The organism is Psychrobacter sp. D2 (assembly GCF_013608135.1).
Classification (GTDB): Bacteria; Pseudomonadota; Gammaproteobacteria; order Pseudomonadales; family Moraxellaceae; genus Psychrobacter; species Psychrobacter cryohalolentis.
Genome location: NZ_JACDXZ010000007.1, coordinates 1 through 18,795 on the forward strand (window position 1 = coordinate 1; position 18,795 = coordinate 18,795).

The following is an 18,795-nucleotide window of genomic DNA, read 5'->3' on the forward strand; positions in this document are numbered from 1 at the left end:
TTATTTAAAAGCATAACTAAAGAACAACTTGTGTGGATTTTTGCTGATTCAGAATGCTAAAAAATAAAGTTGGTTGACTATCTTTTCGATAGGATTCTAACTATAAAAATTATCATTTAAGACAGTAAAAAAACTCAAAGTTAATTCATTACGAACATAATTTTTAGCGATTTTGCCAGATTAGATGAGCCAAGTTTAGAAGTCTCTTTAAAGGACTTCATAGCAAGATTAAACTGAAGAGTTTGATCATGGCTCAGATTGAACGCTGGCGGCAGGCTTAACACATGCAAGTCGAGCGGAAACGATGATAGCTTGCTATCAGGCGTCGAGCGGCGGACGGGTGAGTAATACTTAGGAATCTACCTAGTAGTGGGGGATAGCACGGGGAAACTCGTATTAATACCGCATACGACCTACGGGAGAAAGGGGGCAGTTTACTGCTCTCGCTATTAGATGAGCCTAAGTCGGATTAGCTAGATGGTGGGGTAAAGGCCTACCATGGCGACGATCTGTAGCTGGTCTGAGAGGATGATCAGCCACACCGGGACTGAGACACGGCCCGGACTCCTACGGGAGGCAGCAGTGGGGAATATTGGACAATGGGGGAAACCCTGATCCAGCCATGCCGCGTGTGTGAAGAAGGCCTTTTGGTTGTAAAGCACTTTAAGCAGTGAAGAAGACTCTTCGGTTAATACCCGGAGACGATGACATTAGCTGCAGAATAAGCACCGGCTAACTCTGTGCCAGCAGCCGCGGTAATACAGAGGGTGCAAGCGTTAATCGGAATTACTGGGCGTAAAGGGAGCGTAGGTGGCTCGATAAGTCAGATGTGAAATCCCCGGGCTCAACCTGGGAACTGCATCTGATACTGTTGAGCTAGAGTATGTGAGAGGAAGGTAGAATTCCAGGTGTAGCGGTGAAATGCGTAGAGATCTGGAGGAATACCGATGGCGAAGGCAGCCTTCTGGCATAATACTGACACTGAGGCTCGAAAGCGTGGGTAGCAAACAGGATTAGATACCCTGGTAGTCCACGCCGTAAACGATGTCTACTAGTCGTTGGGTCCCTTGAGGACTTAGTGACGCAGCTAACGCAATAAGTAGACCGCCTGGGGAGTACGGCCGCAAGGTTAAAACTCAAATGAATTGACGGGGGCCCGCACAAGCGGTGGAGCATGTGGTTTAATTCGATGCAACGCGAAGAACCTTACCTGGTCTTGACATATCTAGAATCCTGCAGAGATGCGGGAGTGCCTTCGGGAATTAGAATACAGGTGCTGCATGGCTGTCGTCAGCTCGTGTCGTGAGATGTTGGGTTAAGTCCCGCAACGAGCGCAACCCTTGTCCTTAGTTACCAGCGGGTTAAGCCGGGAACTCTAAGGATACTGCCAGTGACAAACTGGAGGAAGGCGGGGACGACGTCAAGTCATCATGGCCCTTACGACCAGGGCTACACACGTGCTACAATGGTAGGTACAGAGGGCAGCTACACAGCGATGTGATGCGAATCTCAAAAAGCCTATCGTAGTCCAGATTGGAGTCTGCAACTCGACTCCATGAAGTAGGAATCGCTAGTAATCGCGGATCAGAATGCCGCGGTGAATACGTTCCCGGGCCTTGTACACACCGCCCGTCACACCATGGGAGTTGATTGCACCAGAAGTGGATAGCTTAACCTTCGGGGGAGCGTTCACCACGGTGTGGTTGATGACTGGGGTGAAGTCGTAACAAGGTAGCCGTAGGGGAACCTGCGGCTGGATCACCTCCTTATAGATGGCATTCGGTCAGCAAGAATTCACAACAAGTTGTTCTTTAGTTTAAGCTAGTTTATTAGCTAGAGGTATATGCCTCGCACAGGCCTGTAGCTCAGCTGGTTAGAGCACCGTGTTGATAACGCGGGGGTCGGCAGTTCAAGTCTGCCCAGGCCTACCATTATTAGGGGCCATAGCTCAGTTGGTAGAGCGCCTGCCTTGCACGCAGGAGGTCAACGGTTCGACTCCGTTTGGCTCCACCACATAATAAACTATTCTTTAGATGCTAATAAATAAATAGGTATCAAATAGAAACAAGTGATTCGTCTTAACAAAGACAAGATTACTTCTTTCTGTTTTATACAGAATCTGTGACTCGACGAGAGCATAGAGACTATTTAAAAACATAGATATGAGTCTGGGTTAGGAACACGTGTTCACGCGTTGTTTCTAACCTTAATAACTCACTACTTAACGACATCAGTTGTTATCCCAGTGGTGAGTTATTAAAAAAGTAAAGAGAACTGAATCAAGCGTATAAAATTAGGTGATATCGTTATCATAATTAGACTTATATAGCACTTAGAAATCTAACTCCTATCTTTAGTAATAAAGGTTAGAGAAAGACTACTTGGGGTTGTATGGTCAAGTAATGAAGCGCACATGGTGGATGCCTTGGCAGTCAGAGGCGATGAAAGACGTGACAGCCTGCGATAAGCTTCGGGGAGGCGGCAATATCCTGTGATCCGGAGATTTCTGAATGGGGAAACCCACCTACCATAAGGTAGGTATCTTGTACTTGTACAAGAGGCAAACGAGGGGAAGTGAAACATCTCAGTACCCTTAGGAAAAGACATCAAATGAGATTCCCCAAGTAGCGGCGAGCGAACGGGGAGAAGCCGATTAATGCTAATGTAGAAGAACAGCGTGGGAAAGCTGACCGTAGTAGGTGATAGTCCTGTATTCGAAACATTAGCGTTAACATATTAAGTAGGGCGGGACACGAGAAATCCTGTTTGAAGATGGGGGGACCATCCTCCAAGGCTAAATACTCCTGACTGACCGATAGTGAACCAGTACCGTGAGGGAAAGGCGAAAAGAACCCCTGTGAGGGGAGTGAAATAGAACCTGAAACCGTGTGCGTACAAGCAGTGGGAGCCTTAATTTATTAGGGTGACCGCGTACCTTTTGTATAATGGGTCAGCGACTTATGTTCTGTAGCAAGGTTAACCGTTTAGGGGAGCCGTAGGGAAACCGAGTCTTAATAGGGCGTTTAGTTGCAGGGCATAGACCCGAAACCGAGTGATCTATCCATGAGCAGGTTGAAAGTGCCGTAACAGGCACCGGAGGACCGAACCCACTATCGTTGAAAAGCTAGGGGATGACTTGTGGATAGGGGTGAAAGGCTAATCAAACTCGGTGATAGCTGGTTCTCCCCGAAAGCTATTTAGGTAGCGCCTCGGACGAACACCATTGGGGGTAGAGCACTGTTTCGGCTAGGGGGTCATACCGACTTACCAAACCGATGCAAACTCCGAATACCGATGAGTGATATCCGGGAGACACACAGTGGGTGCTAACGTCCATTGTGGAGAGGGAAACAACCCAGACCGCCAGCTAAGGCCCCAAATTCCTAGTTAAGTGGGAAACGAGGTGGGAAGGCATAGACAGCTAGGAGGTTGGCTTAGAAGCAGCCATCCTTTAAAGAAAGCGTAATAGCTCACTAGTCGAGTCGGCCCGCGCGGAAGATGTAACGGGGCTCAAACTAGGAGCCGAAGCTGCGGATTTGAATTTGTTTTCAAGTGGTAGGGGAGCGTTGTGTAAGCCTGTGAAGGTGTGTCGTAAGGCATGCTGGAGGTATCACAAGAGCGAATGCTGACGTGAGTAACGATAATGCGAGTGAAAAGCTCGCACGCCGGAAGATCAAGGGTTCCAGTCCAACGTTAATCGGGGCTGGGTGAGTCGACCCCTAAGGCGAGGCCGAAAGGCGTAGTCGATGGGAAATCGGTTAATATTCCGATACTTGTTTATAATGCGATGGAGGGACGGAGTAGGTTATGTCAGCCTGGCGTTGGTTGTCCAGGTGAAAGGATGTAGGCAGACAGTTTAGGCAAATCCGGACTGTCATTATGCTGAGATCTGATAGCAAGCTGTACTTGTACAGCGAAGTGGCAAATACCATGCTTCCAGGAAAAGCTTCTAAGCAATAGTTATAAACGAATCGTACCCTAAACCGACACAGGTGATCAGGTAGAGAATACCAAGGCGCTTGAGAGAACTCTGCTGAAGGAACTAGGCAAAATGGTACCGTAACTTCGGGAGAAGGTACGCTGCCGATGGTGATAGGACTTGCTCCTTGAGCTGTTGGCAGTCGCAGATACCAGGCTGCTGCAACTGTTTATTAAAAACACAGCACTCTGCAAACACGAAAGTGGACGTATAGGGTGTGATGTCTGCCCGGTGCTGGAAGGTTAATTGATGGGGTTAGCGTAAGCGAAGCTCTTGATCGAAGCCCCAGTAAACGGCGGCCGTAACTATAACGGTCCTAAGGTAGCGAAATTCCTTGTCGGGTAAGTTCCGACCTGCACGAATGACATAATGATGGCAGCGCTGTCTCCAGCAGAGACTCAGTGAAATCGAAATCGCAGTGAAGATGCTGTGTACCCGCGGCTAGACGGAAAGACCCCGTGAACCTTTACTACAGCTTTACATTGAACTTTGACCTGACTTGTGCAGGATAGGTGGGAGGCTTTGAAGCAGACACGCTAGTGTTTGTGGAGCCAATCTTGAAATACCACCCTGGTCATGTTGGGGTTCTAACTCAGGTATAACAATACCGAGGACAATGTATGGTGGGTAGTTTGACTGGGGCGGTCTCCTCCTAAAGAGTAACGGAGGAGTACGAAGGTGCGCTCAGACCGGTCGGAAATCGGTCGTAGAGTATAAAGGCAAAAGCGCGCTTAACTGCGAGACCCACAAGTCGAGCAGGTACGAAAGTAGGTCTTAGTGATCCGGTGGTTCTGTATGGAAGGGCCATCGCTCAACGGATAAAAGGTACTCTGGGGATAACAGGCTGATACCGCCCAAGAGTTCATATCGACGGCGGTGTTTGGCACCTCGATGTCGGCTCATCTCATCCTAGGGCTGAAGCAGGTCCTAAGGGTATGGCTGTTCGCCATTTAAAGAGGTACGCGAGCTGGGTTTAGAACGTCGTGAGACAGTTCGGTCCCTATCTACCGTGGGCGTTGGAAATTTGAGAGGATCTGCTCCTAGTACGAGAGGACCAGAGTGGACGAACCTCTGGTGTTCGGGTTGTCACGCCAGTGGCATTGCCCGGTAGCTACGTTCGGATGGGATAATCGCTGAAAGCATCTAAGCGAGAAGCCCACCTCAAGATTAGATTTCCCTAAAGAGCCGTTGAAGACTACGACGTTGATAGGCAGGGTGTGGAAGCACAGCGATGTGTGTAGCTAACCTGTACTAATTGCTCGTTTGGCTTGACCATACAACACCCAAGTGGTTTGTATGAAAGCTCTAATTAATCTATCTTGTATAGCCTAGGCTATAGAATATATATAATTTCGATATCACCTTTAACCTTGATTCAGTTAGGTTACAAGTTGGTCGACCAATAGATAATATCTTGACGTCAAAACAATAATAACAGACTCATATCTAACCCCCTTTGCTGACGACAATAGCACGATGGAACCACCTGATCCCTTCCCGAACTCAGAAGTGAAACATCGTCGCGCCAATGGTAGTGTGGTTCGCCCATGTGAGAGTAGGTCATCGTCAGCTCTCTATTCCTAGAAAACCCCCAACGTTAATTCGTTGGGGGTTTTCTTTCGTGTGCGGGTTTGGTTGGGGTCGTGTTTATTGGATAATCGTGCTGATTTATTCAGTTTAGAGTACGTATCCTAGTGAGGCGTTATCATGAGCTTTTTAGAAAAGCTTACCCGCTTCTACTGTGTCTTCAAAATCAAATCCTAACTGTTCATCCTTACGCTGTCTCATTTGTTCTATACGTTGTTTACGTCCTACGATAAGTCTCAGTACTTCTCGTTGCTGCTCTGTCGTCATATCATGCCATCGTTGGCGTTCCGTTCGACTACGCAGGCAACCAAAGCAATAGCCTTTTTTGTTGCTTTGACAGACACCGATACAAGGGTTGTCAATGTCGAACAGCTCAAACTGTTGGTTCATGGCGACTCCGTTGCTATTTACCGTCATTCCTTTGACCTACATACAACCACTATGACAATATTCTTATGTCGCAAATACTGACTTATAGTGTGCTGTTTTATTGTTATTATTTTTGTCTAGCGGGTGCTATGCTTGGCTTTGATAGCCTATATAAGATAATCATAACAAAATTAACAAAGGAGATGATACGTGAACCTGATTTATATCCATGGACTGGACAGTGATGCCAACTCGACCAAAGGCATATTATTAGAAAGCTACTGCCAAAAAAACCATTCTGACATTAAAGTATATCGTCCTGATCTAAACCAATCACCTGAACAAGTCTTTAGTTATTTAACTGATTTGGTCACTGAGCTGAAAAAAGATAATAAAACCGTACTGATTGGCAGCTCGTTAGGGGGCTATTTTTCCACCTTGGTAAGCAATCATACAGGTTGCCCTGCACTATTGCTAAACCCTAGTACTCAGCCTCATATCACCCTACAGCGTTTTTATAATACATCGATATCAAATCGAGATAGCAGTGATGGGTTACCTAATAATAAAGTCCTGCATACGACGGCGGGCGGCTGGAATATTACTCCCTCAGATTTACAATGGTTTGCAGACCATCAACTTTTAGCAGTAAATTATCCCGATAAAGTTGCTGTGCTACTGAAAAAAGGCGATGAGCTGTTAAATTCTGAATTGTCTAAAGCTTATTATCAGAGTCAGGGCGCATCGGTAGCTGTGCAAGCAGGTGGCGATCACAGGTTTAGCGATTTTGGTGAGCAATTGCCAAAGGTGATTGATATGCTACAGCAGTTGCTCTAAGTTCAAATAAAGCTGACATAGCGTATTAAATAGACGACATTATCTGACGTAAGCGACTGACTATTACCGTTACCGTCGCTATTTTTCGTTATAATGGTTTAATAGAATTAATCGTATATGAATATTTAAGGATGCATTTGTGAGTCAGTATAATGCGCAATCGTTAGAAGTTTTAGAAGGGCTTGAGCCAGTACGTCGTCGTCCCGGTATGTATACTGATACCACTCGCCCCAATCATTTGGCGCAAGAGGTCATTGATAACTCGGTTGATGAGGCGTTAGCGGGTTATGCTAAAACCATCAAAGTGCAACTGCATAGTGATGGTTCGTTGTCTGTCGAAGATGATGGACGCGGTATGCCAACGGATATTCATCCTGAATTTAACCAATCAGGGATTGAGCTGATTTTGACCCGCTTACATGCAGGAGGGAAGTTTTCGACCTCCAATTATGAGGTGTCAGGTGGCTTGCATGGCGTGGGTATCTCTGTCGTCAATGCGCTATCAACGCGTGTTGAGGTTACGGTATGGCGTGATAGCACACAGTTTGATATGGCGTTTGAAAACGGCGCACCAGTCACGCCGTTGACCGAAGCGGTCAGCTCAAATAAGCGCAAACGTGGTACTAGAGTACATTTTTGGGCAGATGGTAGTTTCTTTGATACGCCAAAATTCAATGTGAAGCAGCTCAAGCACAATTTAAAAGCCAAAGCGGTTTTGGCTGCTGGATTAACGATTGAATTCACCGATGATATCAATGATGAAAAGGTGGTTTGGCAGTTTACGGATGGGGTGGTCGAGTATTTAAACGAACAATTAGATGGTCTTGAGACGCTACCTGAAGCACCGTTTTATTATAATTACGATGCGAAAGCGGGCGAACGAGCTGCTATTACCTTTGCTTTGTCTTGGTTGCCTGATGGTGGGACGCCAATTCAAGAAAGTTATGTAAACTTGATTCCTACAGCTCAGGGCGGTACGCACGTCAATGGACTGCGCACGGGTATTTTAGAAGCCTTGCGTGAGTTCTGCGATATCCATAATTTACTACCGCGTAGTGTAAAGCTAACCGCAGAAGATGTCTGGGATGGGGTGAACTATATCCTGTCTCTTAAGTTCTCTGAGCCGCAGTTTTCTGGACAGACCAAAGAGCGCTTGTCTAGCCGTGAGGCTGCTGGAGCCGTGCAGACATTGGCAAAAGATGCCTTTAGTCTGTGGTTAAATCAACATGCCGATATGGGTACGCAAATTGCCGAATTGGCAATTAATAAAGCAGGACGTCGTTTAAAATCGGCAAAAAAAGTCGCTCGTAAGAAAATCACTCAGGGGCCAGCATTGCCCGGTAAATTGGCAGATTGCCGCGGTGATTTGCGTGATGGGGCTGAGCTGTTTTTGGTAGAAGGGGATTCTGCGGGTGGTAGTGCGAAGCAAGCACGTGATCGTCATTACCAAGCGATTCTACCCTTGCGTGGTAAGATTTTAAATACTTGGGAGGTCTCATCAGATACAGTGCTCTCGAGTCAAGAAATTCATGATATTGCGATTGCCATTGGCGTTGATCCGGCATCTGACGATTTATCTGAGCTGCGTTATGACAAGGTATGCATCTTAGCAGATGCCGATTCTGATGGACTGCATATTGCTACCTTGATCTGTGCGCTATTCGTGAAGCACTTTCCTGCCTTAGTCGATGCTGGTCATTTATTTGTTGCAATGCCGCCACTCTATCGTGTCGATGTGGCTAAAGAAGTGCATTATGCGTTAGATGAAACCGAGCTTCAGCATATTTTAGCCAATGTACCGGGCAATAAAAAAGCCCAAATCACACGTTTTAAAGGCTTGGGTGAGATGAGTGCAGAGCAGTTGCGTGAAACAACTATGAATCGCGATACTCGTCGTTTGGTTCAGTTGGATATGGATAACATGGTACTAACCAACAGTGTGATGGATATGCTGCTAGCCAAAAAGCGTGCTGCTGATCGTAAGATATGGCTAGAAGATAAAGGTAATCTAGCTGATATCTCATAGCTATTTTTAGGACGCTTAGCGTTATTTATAATCATGATTGAGTAAGATATAACATAACAAAAGCATGTAAAATCCAGATTAGTGATACCAGCTTAATGGTATTATATGGATATCTTCTACTACATGGTGCCGTTATGACATCAAAATTATTTAATCGCTCTAATGCTAACAGTGCTAAGCCGCCACGCTCTAAAACATTACCAAGTCTCAATAAAAAACAGCTTGGGAATTTGGTTCCTAGACGCGGCAACAAGATTGCGCCAGTGATTGCGTCTGCATTGTTAAAAGCGGCAGGCTGGCGTACCGTTGGTGAGATAGCAAATATTCCACAGGCAGTGGTGCTAGCGCTTCCGCATACATCAAATATCGACGGTGTATATGCGATACCCAGTTTGTTTGCGCTCGATTTGAAAATCAGTATTATGGGCAAACACACCTTATTTAAGGTGCCGGTCCTTGCACAGTTGCTGCATTGGATAGGTATTGTGCCGATTGATCGCCGTAATAAAGGCTCCGTATTACAAGCGAGTATTGATAAATTTAAAACAGGTGAGCCATTATTTTTGGGGTTGTCGCCAGAAGGTACGCGTCAGTACACCAAAAATTGGAAGTCAGGCTTTTATTATTTAGCAGTGGGTGCCGGTGTGCCAATCTTGCCAGTGGCGCTGGATTACAATACCAAAGAGATACGCTTTATGCCTTTGGTCTATCCTACCGGAGATATCGAAGCCGATTTGCCAAAAATATATGCTCAATATCAAGGTGTAATTCCAAGACATCCTGAGCGTTTATCGCAGCCGCTACAGGACGTTAATAAATCAGCGGAGTAGTTTTTTAAGTAGTAGCTGATTATATTTATAAAAAACCCCTGATATGGAGTATCAGGGGTTTTTTGTTTGCGCCTATTAATCTTGAGCCCTTACACATTAAGGCTTTATAAAGTTGCTTATAAGTAAACTTCTTATAAAGGTAGCTGACGGTTAGAAGTGCTTACACCGCCATCAACGGGCAAATTGGTACCGGTAATCATGGCAGCATCATCGCTTGCTAAGAAAGTAATCACCGCGGCAATATCGTTTGGTGTGGCACAGCGTCCTAATGGACTATTATCTGATGATTCATCTATATTTGCTTGAAGATCTGTTATATCGGTATTTTGAATATCGGTGTTTTGAATCGCATCTGATATATCAGACTGAGTGACGCTTGGATTTACTGCATTAACGCGCACGCCGTCTGCGCTGTGTGCCGAAGCCAACGTACGGGTCAAATCAGTAATACCTGAGGTGGCAGCATCATAAGTCGCTGCACTCTGATCGCTACTACAAGCTGCAAATGAAGGAACGTTAATGATACTACCTTTACTCTGTATTAAGTAAGGCATAGCCGTCTGACAGACATACAAGGTTTCACTTAAATAGTCATCAACAGCCGGACTCTTCTGTTCAGTAGATAACCCACTATTTCTGCCTTGCGTCGTTTGTGCTGCGTTATTCACCAATATATCGATTGTTTCAAACTTATCGATGACTCTTTTTATCATCTCTTGTACTTGGCTCTCAACACCAATGTCACAAGCAATGGTTAAAAAGTTGTCGGTATGAATCCATGTACGGTCTTGTGGAAACCCTTCAGTGATTTGATTTAATGTATCAGTCGAGCGTCCGACGAGTATGACATTAGCACCTTCATTCGCAAAACGAATGGCAGTTGCACGACCGATATGTGAGTCGGCACCTGTTACGACGACTGTTTTCTCTTTAAAGCGTTTCATGATGGGCAAGTCCTTGTTATCATCAGAGAGTTATTTGATACATAAATGGGCTAATTATATTGTAAAGTAGCATGCGTATTAATTGATTCCTCAATACGCGAGTAATACCGCTTTTATATCATCATAACAAGTCACTGTGCTGAAAGCGACCATGTATAATTGCTATTATGTAGTTTATTTTTTATCCAATAGTCTTGGAGTAGCAGTTACATTTATCCGCTGCACACCAATTGCGCCGCTTATAATAGCGTATTTTTTTCAGACAAAAAGGTGGTGACTGTGCCCAGTGATTCGACGATGGTAATGTCTGATGGAAGCTATCTTATGCATGAAATGGCTTGTTATTTACGAGCCGATATCTTAAAGATTATTTTACCGGATATGCCAGTGATAGAGAGCAACTATCAAGCGCAATATTCTCAGTATCAGCTACCACTGGGCGATCTTAACTTAGTAGAGTTGGTGATATATTTGCCTAATGACATGCTGCCAGCTGATATTGAGGCACTAGGTAGGACGGCTTTTAATGCTGTAAATATATGGCGCAAGACTCATATATCAAGATCTATGGACAGCCAGTTACGTAGTATTGACGTCTTGGTTTTGGATATCCAACGTCAAATTGATATTGAACATGATGTTCATAATAAATCCTGCAAAAAAAATCCTGTTCAACGTCTAGCCCATAGTTTTACGGACAGTAATTTAGTAGAGGGTTCGCTCGTTGATACAAGTGCATCTATTCAGCCATTACAAGCATTTGGCTGGCATGACTGGCATATTCATTTAAATAAATTACAGATACCTTGCGAGCTATGGCGATTTTTACACTATCGTTTAGGGCAGTCACAGCAGGATAATAAGGATCATATAACAAATTCCGAAAACGATATTATTACTGGATTTCTAAATGTTGCCGACTTCTTTGCACCTGCAATTACGATAGATAATGCGTTGATAAAATATGGTTTGCAAAATGAGCCTAACTCGGCATTGATAGCGATGTCGCTGGCGCAGAAAACCAATAGCACAACTAAGCAGATGTATCAACAGCATATGGCGCAAGCGGCTGCTTTATGGTCACAACTTAGTATGCAGATGTTAGAAACAGTTTATAAAAATCCTGCTGCGTTTAAGCAAAAAGAATCATCGGAGAAGTCTAGTAAGGCAGATTTTTCTCATTGGCAACGGCAGATATTGGATGAGTCATTGTTTTCGCGTCATGAGTTAATTCGCACTTTATATAAGCATCCCAAGCAGTTGCAGCAGTTGCAGCAACAAGGCTATGTTGTCCACCAACATTCTTACGAGTGTTTGGGGCGGCATTATGTACTAATATTTTATGGACAAGATGCAGAAGGAAAGCATGGTAAGTTGGCTATACGCCCAAATTTAGCGAAAATCGCTTTAGATGTGGCGACACGGTTACCAATGGCAGAACTACATCATGTGATTGTATTGGGTATAGATTTTATAATAGAGGCTGAAGATGCTTTTATGGATATTGATTTATGGATTCAGCCAGTTAATCCCATGACCCAGCGCGAGCGTCAACTGACCAAAAAGGTTCAGCAGTTACAGCAAAGTAATCAGAGTAATGCTAGTGAAATTACTGAAATAGTAATAAAAAAGCTGGCTCTAATCCTCTATCATAAGTGCGCTTAAATATTCCAAGTGCATCTCGCCCTAATAATACTGACTAAAATGACTTATAATCAAACATAAAAAAAGACAGCCTAAGCTGTCTTTTTTTAAATCAATAACGATAAATTATCTTAGATTATTAGGACCATCGATATCACTATCATCAGTTGCAATATGATTGATATCAACCGTAGAAGAATTTACATCACTGGTAGAGCTTAAGTTATTAGGTGTGATGGTATTATCATCTACTTGGGTTGTGCTGCTACCAAACGTATCAGTAGCTGTACTTGGCGTATTGTCACGTACTGAAGCAGCAACCTTATCTTGAGTCGATGCGCTTGGCGTCAAAGCAGATTTTGCTTTTGCTTCGTCACGTTCTCTGTCCATTTTATCCTGCATTTTGCGTAAGAAACGTGCTGCTGCTTCTTGACCACCTAGACCAAACGATAGGGCAAATGCTACGGCAACTGCACCTAAAGTTAGACCAAATGCTAGGTTAACGATAGAATCCGCAATACCCATCGCTTTTAGACCCATGGCAAGAACTAAGCCCATGATCAAAACGCGCACGATATTTGCTAGGAACTGTGAACCTTGCTCAGAGCGCTCAACAACACCAGCGATGATGTTGGCAAGCCAAAAACCAATAAATAGGATAATCGCGCCTAGGATGATATTGGCACCGAAAGCAATAAACATCGCGATGATGGCTGAGATAGGCTCAAAACCTAATAAGTCAGCAGCAGCGATAGAGGCAAATAACATGGCAAAAAATACAATGGCATAGCCAACTAAGTCAGAAACCTTTTTATCACCCATGGTCTGTTGAAGACCAACTTTGGCAGGTAACTGATTGATTTGCGTATTTTCAAGCAAGCCTTTGATGATGTTTGCAACCATACGTACAACATAAAAAGTCACAACCAAGATAGCAATTGCCATAAAGATATTTGGCAAGGCTTCCATGATTTTGTTTAACATGTTGGTTGCAGGGCGAGCAATTACATCAATTTTTAGGGCATTTAAAGCAGCAATGATTGTTGGAATAATCACTACTAGAAAGGCTAAAGAACCTGCAATGTTCGGTAAGCTATTCTGTTCGCTTAAACCAGCTTTGGTTGCAAGCTTCTGGACATCGAAAGTAGAAACAATGTTGGTTACGATGCCACGTACCACTTTGGCAATGATGTAACCTACTACGAATACTACAGCAGCAATCAGAATATTAGGGATAAAGCTGAAGATTTTATCAACCATATTGGTTAATGGAGCAAATAAACCGTCAAGCTCTAGTTGGCCTAATACCATGGTCAATACTACTAATAGAATGAACCAATAAACCATGTCAGCAATCGTGCTGCTCATTGGTTTTACACCAGCTTTTGCACTTAAACGCTCATCCATTGAGGTTTTTGAAAGTGCAGCATTGATGGCAGTACGTGCAACCGTTGCAATAACCCAACCGATCACACCAACTGCAATAGCAGCGATAAGATTAGGGATAAAGGTGAGTACTTGGTTTACCATGTTGGCAAACGGTGCTGATATAGAGTTTAGGTTTAACTGACTTAACGCGCCAGAAATAGCGATAACGAAAATAAACCAAAAAACAATCTTAGAGATGATGCCTTCTAAGTCATAGCTTTTACCTGTTGAAGAGTTCATACGTTGATTGAGATTGATTTTAGACAGCACGCCGCGTACCAGAGCAGCTATGCCCAAGGCGACAAGCCAACCAATGATAAAAATAAGAATAGCGCCGATGATGGAGCCGATAGGGCCACCCAGATAACCGTTGAACGATGTAAACATTGGATTCATCCTGTCCTCCTCTAATGATCATGTGTCTGCTATAAGATAAGAAAATCACTTTAATTCAAGCGTTTCATCTGAGGCAAACACACACCTATTTATTAGTATTTTTAATTAAAATTATTTGAAAATTTGATTTTAGTGCTTTATAAGAAATTTATACTTAACAATCAGTAGTCACTATTAACAAAACATACCTTTTGTTATTTCTTTCCTTAACCAATTTAGCTTAACTTATGTAATTATGAATTTAAAGATAGAAAGCTTAACGTCTTACTATATTTGTGTGATAAGTTGTTATTTTTACGGTAAATATTAACATAGACTGTACATTTGACCGATAATTTCAAGTGAGTCATAGCAGGCAAAACTAAGATTTGCTATTATAGATAAATGTGACATCTCGCCACTATTATTACAATTTGAGAGCATTTTATGAAAAAAATCACTACCCTAAGCATCAGTGCCCTTGCTAGTGCTATGTTATTAATCACAGGCTGTAGCGCAAACAATGGCAGTAAAGAAACCGCTACCAAAAGTGTTTCAGTGACTGAACAAAGCCCTGCCAAGGAAAAAGTAGGCTATAGCTTGGGCTATATGATGGCAGAAGGGAATAAAGAAGCGGTTGGGGATCTGAACCTTGATACGTTTGAAAAAGGTTTCCGTGATGGCTATGAAGGCAAAAAAGCGGCATTGACAGAAGAGCAAATGCAAGAAGTTTTAATGGCGTATCAAAAAGAACAGGAAGAGAAGTTTGTGAAAGATATGGAATCTAAAGCAGGTGCAAACAAAACTAAGGGCGCCGCATTCTTAGTAGAGAATGGCAAAAAAGCTGGCGTAAAAACCACTGCTTCAGGTCTACAATATAAAGTAGTGACCGCAGGTACTGGCAAGTCGCCAAAAGCTACGGACGTGGTTGAAGTAAACTACGAAGGTAAATTGATTGACGGCACTGTATTTGATAGCTCATATGAGCGCGGTGAGCCAATTGAATTCCCACTAAACCAAGTAATCGCTGGCTGGACTGAAGGTCTACAGTTGATGAAAGAGGGCGGTAAATACGAGTTTTATATCCCCTCTGATATCGCTTATGGTGAAGCGGGTAACGCAGGTATCGAGCCTAATAGCACGCTAATCTTTACTGTTGAGCTATTAAAAGTAAAGTAATTAGCAGTAATTAATGCTAATTTAGTATTGATACAATAGACGCAAAAAGAAGCCCTCTTAATGTAAGAGGGCTTCTTTTTGCGTAAGAAATAGCGCTTAAGCTTTCGACGTTAATGAGCCATTATTTAAAGGTTCTTTTGGAAAACTTTAGAATTGCGACCGTTATTATACTTCTCGCGGCGTACTTCAGGTAAGGCGCTTGCCTCAACTTCAGCAAACCCCTGTTCAACGAACCAATGTGCTGTACGAGTGGTCAATACAAATAACTTGTGTAGACCATGGCTGCGTGCTTGTTGCTCCAAAAATGCCAGTAAATCAGCGCCGCGGCTACCGCTGCGATATTCTGGATGTACCGCGACGCAGGCAACTTCTGCTGAATCTGTATCGAGTGGATAAAGCGCTGCACAACCTAAAATCATGCCGTCACGTTCGATGACGCTATAATTATCAATCTCTTGCTCCAAGCGTTCGCGTGAGCGACTGACCAAGATACCTTGCTCTTCTAACGGCGATAATAGCTCTATCAGCCCTACCACGTCATCGACATCAGCGCGGCGAATCTCTTCGTAAGGGTCGTGACTAATTAAGGTGCCAGAACCATCACGGGTAAATAGCTCTTCAAGTAGTGCGCCGTTTTTGGCATAAGAGATAATATGGGTGCGATGAACCCCTTGGCGACAGGCATTGCTGGCACAGCTCAAAAAGTAATTAATCTCACAGTTTAGATCACGGTCACGTAAGAAGCGGTCGACTTCATTTGGAATCATCTCACGTAACAAACGATCATTGTGATTGATACCGGCTTCTTCTCCTAGGAAAATCAGCTTATCAGCACCAAGCGCCACGGCGGCACTAAGAGCAACATCTTCCGCGAGCAAGTTGAAAACTTCGCCGGTTGCCGAATAGCCCATAGAGCCTAAAATTACAATATGATCGTGTAGTAGATTATTTTTGATGGCTTCAACATCGATAGAGCGTACTTCGCCTGTCATCTGGTAATCAACGCCATCGCGGATACCATAAGGACGCGCAGTGACAAAATTGCCCGACACTGCATCAATACGTGAGCCGTACATAGGTGAGTTGGCAAGCCCCATCGATAGCTGCGCTTCAATCTGCAAGCGAATAGCACCAACCGCTTGTAATATAGAAGGCATCGCGACGCGAGGTGTCACACGAATATCTTGATGCAGTGGCGATTCAATATCAGCATCTTTGAGGTTTTTCTCGATCTGTGGTCGCGCCCCATGCACCAATACCAGCTTGATACCCAAGCTATGCAATAAAGCAAAGTCATGAATCAGTGTGCTGAAATTTGGATGATTGACCGCCTCACCACCAAACATAATCACGAACGTTTTGCCGCGATGGGTATTGATATAGGGGGCAGAATTACGGAACCAATGGACGTATTCAGGGTTAATCTGGGGCATGGCGCTAGTAGTCATAATGGGAGCAATAGTCGTTAGAATAAGAAAAAGGGCGTGACAGAGAATGCCTGTCGCTAAAGGATCGCTAAAGATTTACCATAGCAAAAAACGTCGTTATGAGCTATCTTTTATTTCAGTAGCGTTAAAGAGTCTTCACAGCAGATTAACGATATACACAACATCAACACAGGGTTAATATACGTATAAATGCTTTTTGCTATGCTAAGCGCTATTGCTTTACCGATGGCTTACGCAGATAATTGATAAAAATAATAATGTTTAAAAGTTAACATGACTGAGTATGACCATATATGATGGTAAATTGCTTACTCTCCTATATTTTTAAAACTACTAATTTTTACCAGCTTTGTTTTACCGATACATCAACTAGGGATAATGAATGTCATGAAGAAAAGTAACCATTTTGCGAACCCATTCAGTGCATGGACTGGACACCGTTTGTTTCATGTTGTCGCTGGTACGCTCGTTGGCGTAATGGCTGTCACGCAAGCATCAGCGATGTTACCCACACCAGAACAAGCCGTTAATAATTCAGTAGCAGTTCAGTCAAACTTTAATCAAAACAGTCAGTCAAATGCGCAAGCAGTTAACAGTAGAATTACAGCGTCATTGATTAGTGTTGATGCCAATGGTAAAGAAATACTGGTTCCTGTGGATGCAAATACGCGTTTGCAGTCAGGTAATGTTTTAGAGTATCAAGGCTATTTTACCAATACCAATGCCGATCGTGTTCGTAAAATGACCGTGACGATGAGTATTCCTGAACAAGTAGAATTGCTGCGTGCTGTTTCTCCTGATTTTCCTTATGGTAGTGCAGATGGCAATACCTTTGCCCGTATGCCGCTACGTGGAAAAGTTGACAATCAGTTGCAAGAAATTCCGTTAAAATTCTATAAAGCTGTACGCTGGGATTTGGAAGGCGTAGGTCTTAATGATACAGTCGCAGTGAAATACCGTGCACGTGTCAAATAAGTTTATGCTTTGATATCTGCTTCAACAAAAAAGCACCGCAGCAATCACTGTGGTGCTTTTTTTATCGTCAATCTTTAATATCTGTAGTTAGCAGGATTTTTTATATATCCTTTTCCACTATAAATTAAAGAGTAGCATATTTACTCTTAGATTTTTCGTTAATAAGTTGCTTAATGGCATGAATTTTGGCGGTAGTGGCTTGCGAGCCAGCAGCAATCAAAGCGCTACGCTGGCTGGTATCTAGCGTGCTGATATGACCGACATTTGGCATAATCACAATATCAGCACGCTCACGCTCATGACGCATTGATGCAGCGCTATGATTAATCGGAGATGCTTTCGCATTATAGGCTGCATTGGCGATTAAACTGTTTTCAAGAAAGCCCCAAAAGCTGGTTAATGAATGGAGGTTCGGTTTTTGATTGACAGTCGATGTATTAGCGTTAGCAGCAGTCACATCAACGGCGATGATAATATCGGCACCCAAATCACGGGCGCTATCCACAGGCACTAAGCTGACCACGCCACCATCAATATATTTTTTGCCGACTTTTTCAGGGATGCGCGGTGCAATAAAGATATTAGGCACACTACAGGATGCTTGTACCGCAAGCCCAACATCACCCGTGGTAAAGACTGCTTTTTTCAACGTGTTTTTATCAGCAGCAACCGCCGCAAAGGAGATGGGGAAGTTTTCTATCGTTCGTCCACCAACATTCACGTTAATAAAGTTTTTGAGCTTAATACCTTCGATAAAACCTTGGTTAGATAAGGTAAAGTCTGTCAATTCACTATCAGTGGTGTTCAATGCCAAGTGTTCAAGCTGCTTTGCATTATAACCACTGGCATATAAGCTACCAACTAAGCTCCCGACACTGGTGCCTACTACCAGTGTCGGTTTAATATCGTTCTCTTCTAATGCTTTAATCACGCCTACATGAGCGAAACCTTTTGCACCGCCACCACCTAATACTAAAGCTACCGTAGGTTTGTTCGGTACTGACGTATCTGCTGGCGCGACTGGCGTCAAACTATTGCAAGCACTCATCAATATAGCGAATATAGCGAAGAGGCTCAGACGAAGCGTCAATAAAAAATGATAATAAGGGTGGCAGATAGAATGAGAGGACATAAAAAACCTTATCAAAAATTATCATAGAGGAATAAATAGCGG

At 43.6% G+C, this 18,795-nt stretch carries 11 protein-coding genes, 2 tRNA genes and 3 rRNA genes; 11 read left to right on the forward strand and 5 right to left on the reverse strand.

The window, feature by feature from the left end; translation table 11 throughout:
* The first annotated feature begins 230 nt into the window (after positions 1-230).
* The 5 genes from H0262_RS09550 (at position 231) to rrf (ending at position 5,551) form a co-directional block, all read left to right on the forward strand.
* Positions 231-1,769 (forward strand): 16S ribosomal RNA (locus tag H0262_RS09550).
* An 85-nt stretch (positions 1,770-1,854) separates the two neighbouring features.
* Positions 1,855-1,931, forward strand: a tRNA-Ile gene (locus H0262_RS09555).
* A gap of 6 nt (positions 1,932-1,937) precedes the next feature.
* Positions 1,938-2,013 (forward strand) — tRNA-Ala (locus tag H0262_RS09560).
* A gap of 380 nt (positions 2,014-2,393) precedes the next feature.
* Positions 2,394-5,255, forward strand: a 23S ribosomal RNA gene (locus tag H0262_RS09565).
* A 182-nt stretch (positions 5,256-5,437) separates the two neighbouring features.
* Positions 5,438-5,551 (forward strand): 5S ribosomal RNA (rrf, locus tag H0262_RS09570).
* Together the 16S, 23S and 5S rRNA genes with 2 tRNA genes alongside form the textbook arrangement of a ribosomal RNA operon.
* Positions 5,552-5,695: 144 nt before the next feature.
* Here the strand turns inward: rrf and H0262_RS09575 are convergent.
* Positions 5,696-5,956, reverse strand: a complete 261-nt coding sequence (locus H0262_RS09575; protein WP_181210677.1) for a DUF1289 domain-containing protein — start codon at positions 5,954-5,956, stop codon at positions 5,696-5,698.
* 189 nt (positions 5,957-6,145) lie between these two features.
* On the opposite strand from H0262_RS09575, the gene H0262_RS09580 reads away from it, so the two are divergent.
* The 3 genes from H0262_RS09580 to H0262_RS09590 all read left to right on the forward strand — a co-directional run bounded on the left by H0262_RS09580 (position 6,146) and on the right by H0262_RS09590 (position 9,628).
* A complete protein-coding gene (locus tag H0262_RS09580; protein ID WP_181210604.1) occupies positions 6,146-6,772 on the forward strand; it encodes a YqiA/YcfP family alpha/beta fold hydrolase in 627 nt (208 codons plus the stop codon).
* 139 nt (positions 6,773-6,911) lie between these two features.
* Entirely contained in the window at positions 6,912-8,798 is a 1,887-nt protein-coding gene (gene parE / locus H0262_RS09585) for a DNA topoisomerase IV subunit B (protein WP_181210605.1), read from the forward strand.
* A gap of 134 nt (positions 8,799-8,932) precedes the next feature.
* Positions 8,933-9,628, forward strand: a complete 696-nt coding sequence (locus H0262_RS09590) for a lysophospholipid acyltransferase family protein (protein WP_259275447.1) — start codon at positions 8,933-8,935, stop codon at positions 9,626-9,628.
* A 131-nt stretch (positions 9,629-9,759) separates the two neighbouring features.
* On the opposite strand, the gene H0262_RS09595 is transcribed toward H0262_RS09590, so the two are convergent.
* Positions 9,760-10,572 (reverse strand): SDR family NAD(P)-dependent oxidoreductase, encoded by an 813-nt coding sequence (locus tag H0262_RS09595; RefSeq protein WP_020444503.1) that lies wholly within the window; start codon positions 10,570-10,572, stop codon positions 9,760-9,762.
* Between the two features lie 279 nt (positions 10,573-10,851).
* On the opposite strand from H0262_RS09595, the gene H0262_RS09600 reads away from it, so the two are divergent.
* Positions 10,852-12,237 (forward strand): hypothetical protein, encoded by a 1,386-nt coding sequence (locus H0262_RS09600; protein ID WP_259275448.1) that lies wholly within the window; start codon positions 10,852-10,854, stop codon positions 12,235-12,237.
* Positions 12,238-12,342: 105 nt separating this feature from the next.
* Here H0262_RS09600 and H0262_RS09605 read toward each other — a convergent pair whose 3' ends face one another.
* On the reverse strand, positions 12,343-14,040 hold the full coding sequence (locus H0262_RS09605; protein ID WP_181210607.1) for a mechanosensitive ion channel: 1,698 nt from the start codon (positions 14,038-14,040) through the stop codon (positions 12,343-12,345).
* 426 nt (positions 14,041-14,466) lie between these two features.
* On the opposite strand from H0262_RS09605, the gene H0262_RS09610 reads away from it, so the two are divergent.
* Entirely contained in the window at positions 14,467-15,198 is a 732-nt protein-coding gene (locus H0262_RS09610) for an FKBP-type peptidyl-prolyl cis-trans isomerase (protein ID WP_149493132.1), read from the forward strand.
* A 125-nt stretch (positions 15,199-15,323) separates the two neighbouring features.
* Here H0262_RS09610 and argA read toward each other — a convergent pair whose 3' ends face one another.
* The gene (argA, locus tag H0262_RS09615; protein WP_020444499.1) at positions 15,324-16,646 is read right to left on the reverse strand and encodes an amino-acid N-acetyltransferase; all 1,323 of its coding nucleotides are present in this window, start codon (positions 16,644-16,646) and stop codon (positions 15,324-15,326) included.
* 387 nt (positions 16,647-17,033) lie between these two features.
* Between argA and H0262_RS09620 the strand changes: the two genes are divergently transcribed.
* A complete protein-coding gene (locus tag H0262_RS09620; protein ID WP_011514709.1) occupies positions 17,034-17,621 on the forward strand; it encodes a hypothetical protein in 588 nt (195 codons plus the stop codon).
* Positions 17,622-17,745: 124 nt separating this feature from the next.
* Here the strand turns inward: H0262_RS09620 and H0262_RS09625 are convergent, their stop codons facing one another.
* Positions 17,746-18,753 (reverse strand): patatin-like phospholipase family protein, encoded by a 1,008-nt coding sequence (locus H0262_RS09625; protein ID WP_181210608.1) that lies wholly within the window; start codon positions 18,751-18,753, stop codon positions 17,746-17,748.
* Between the last annotated feature and the right edge of the window lie 42 nt (positions 18,754-18,795).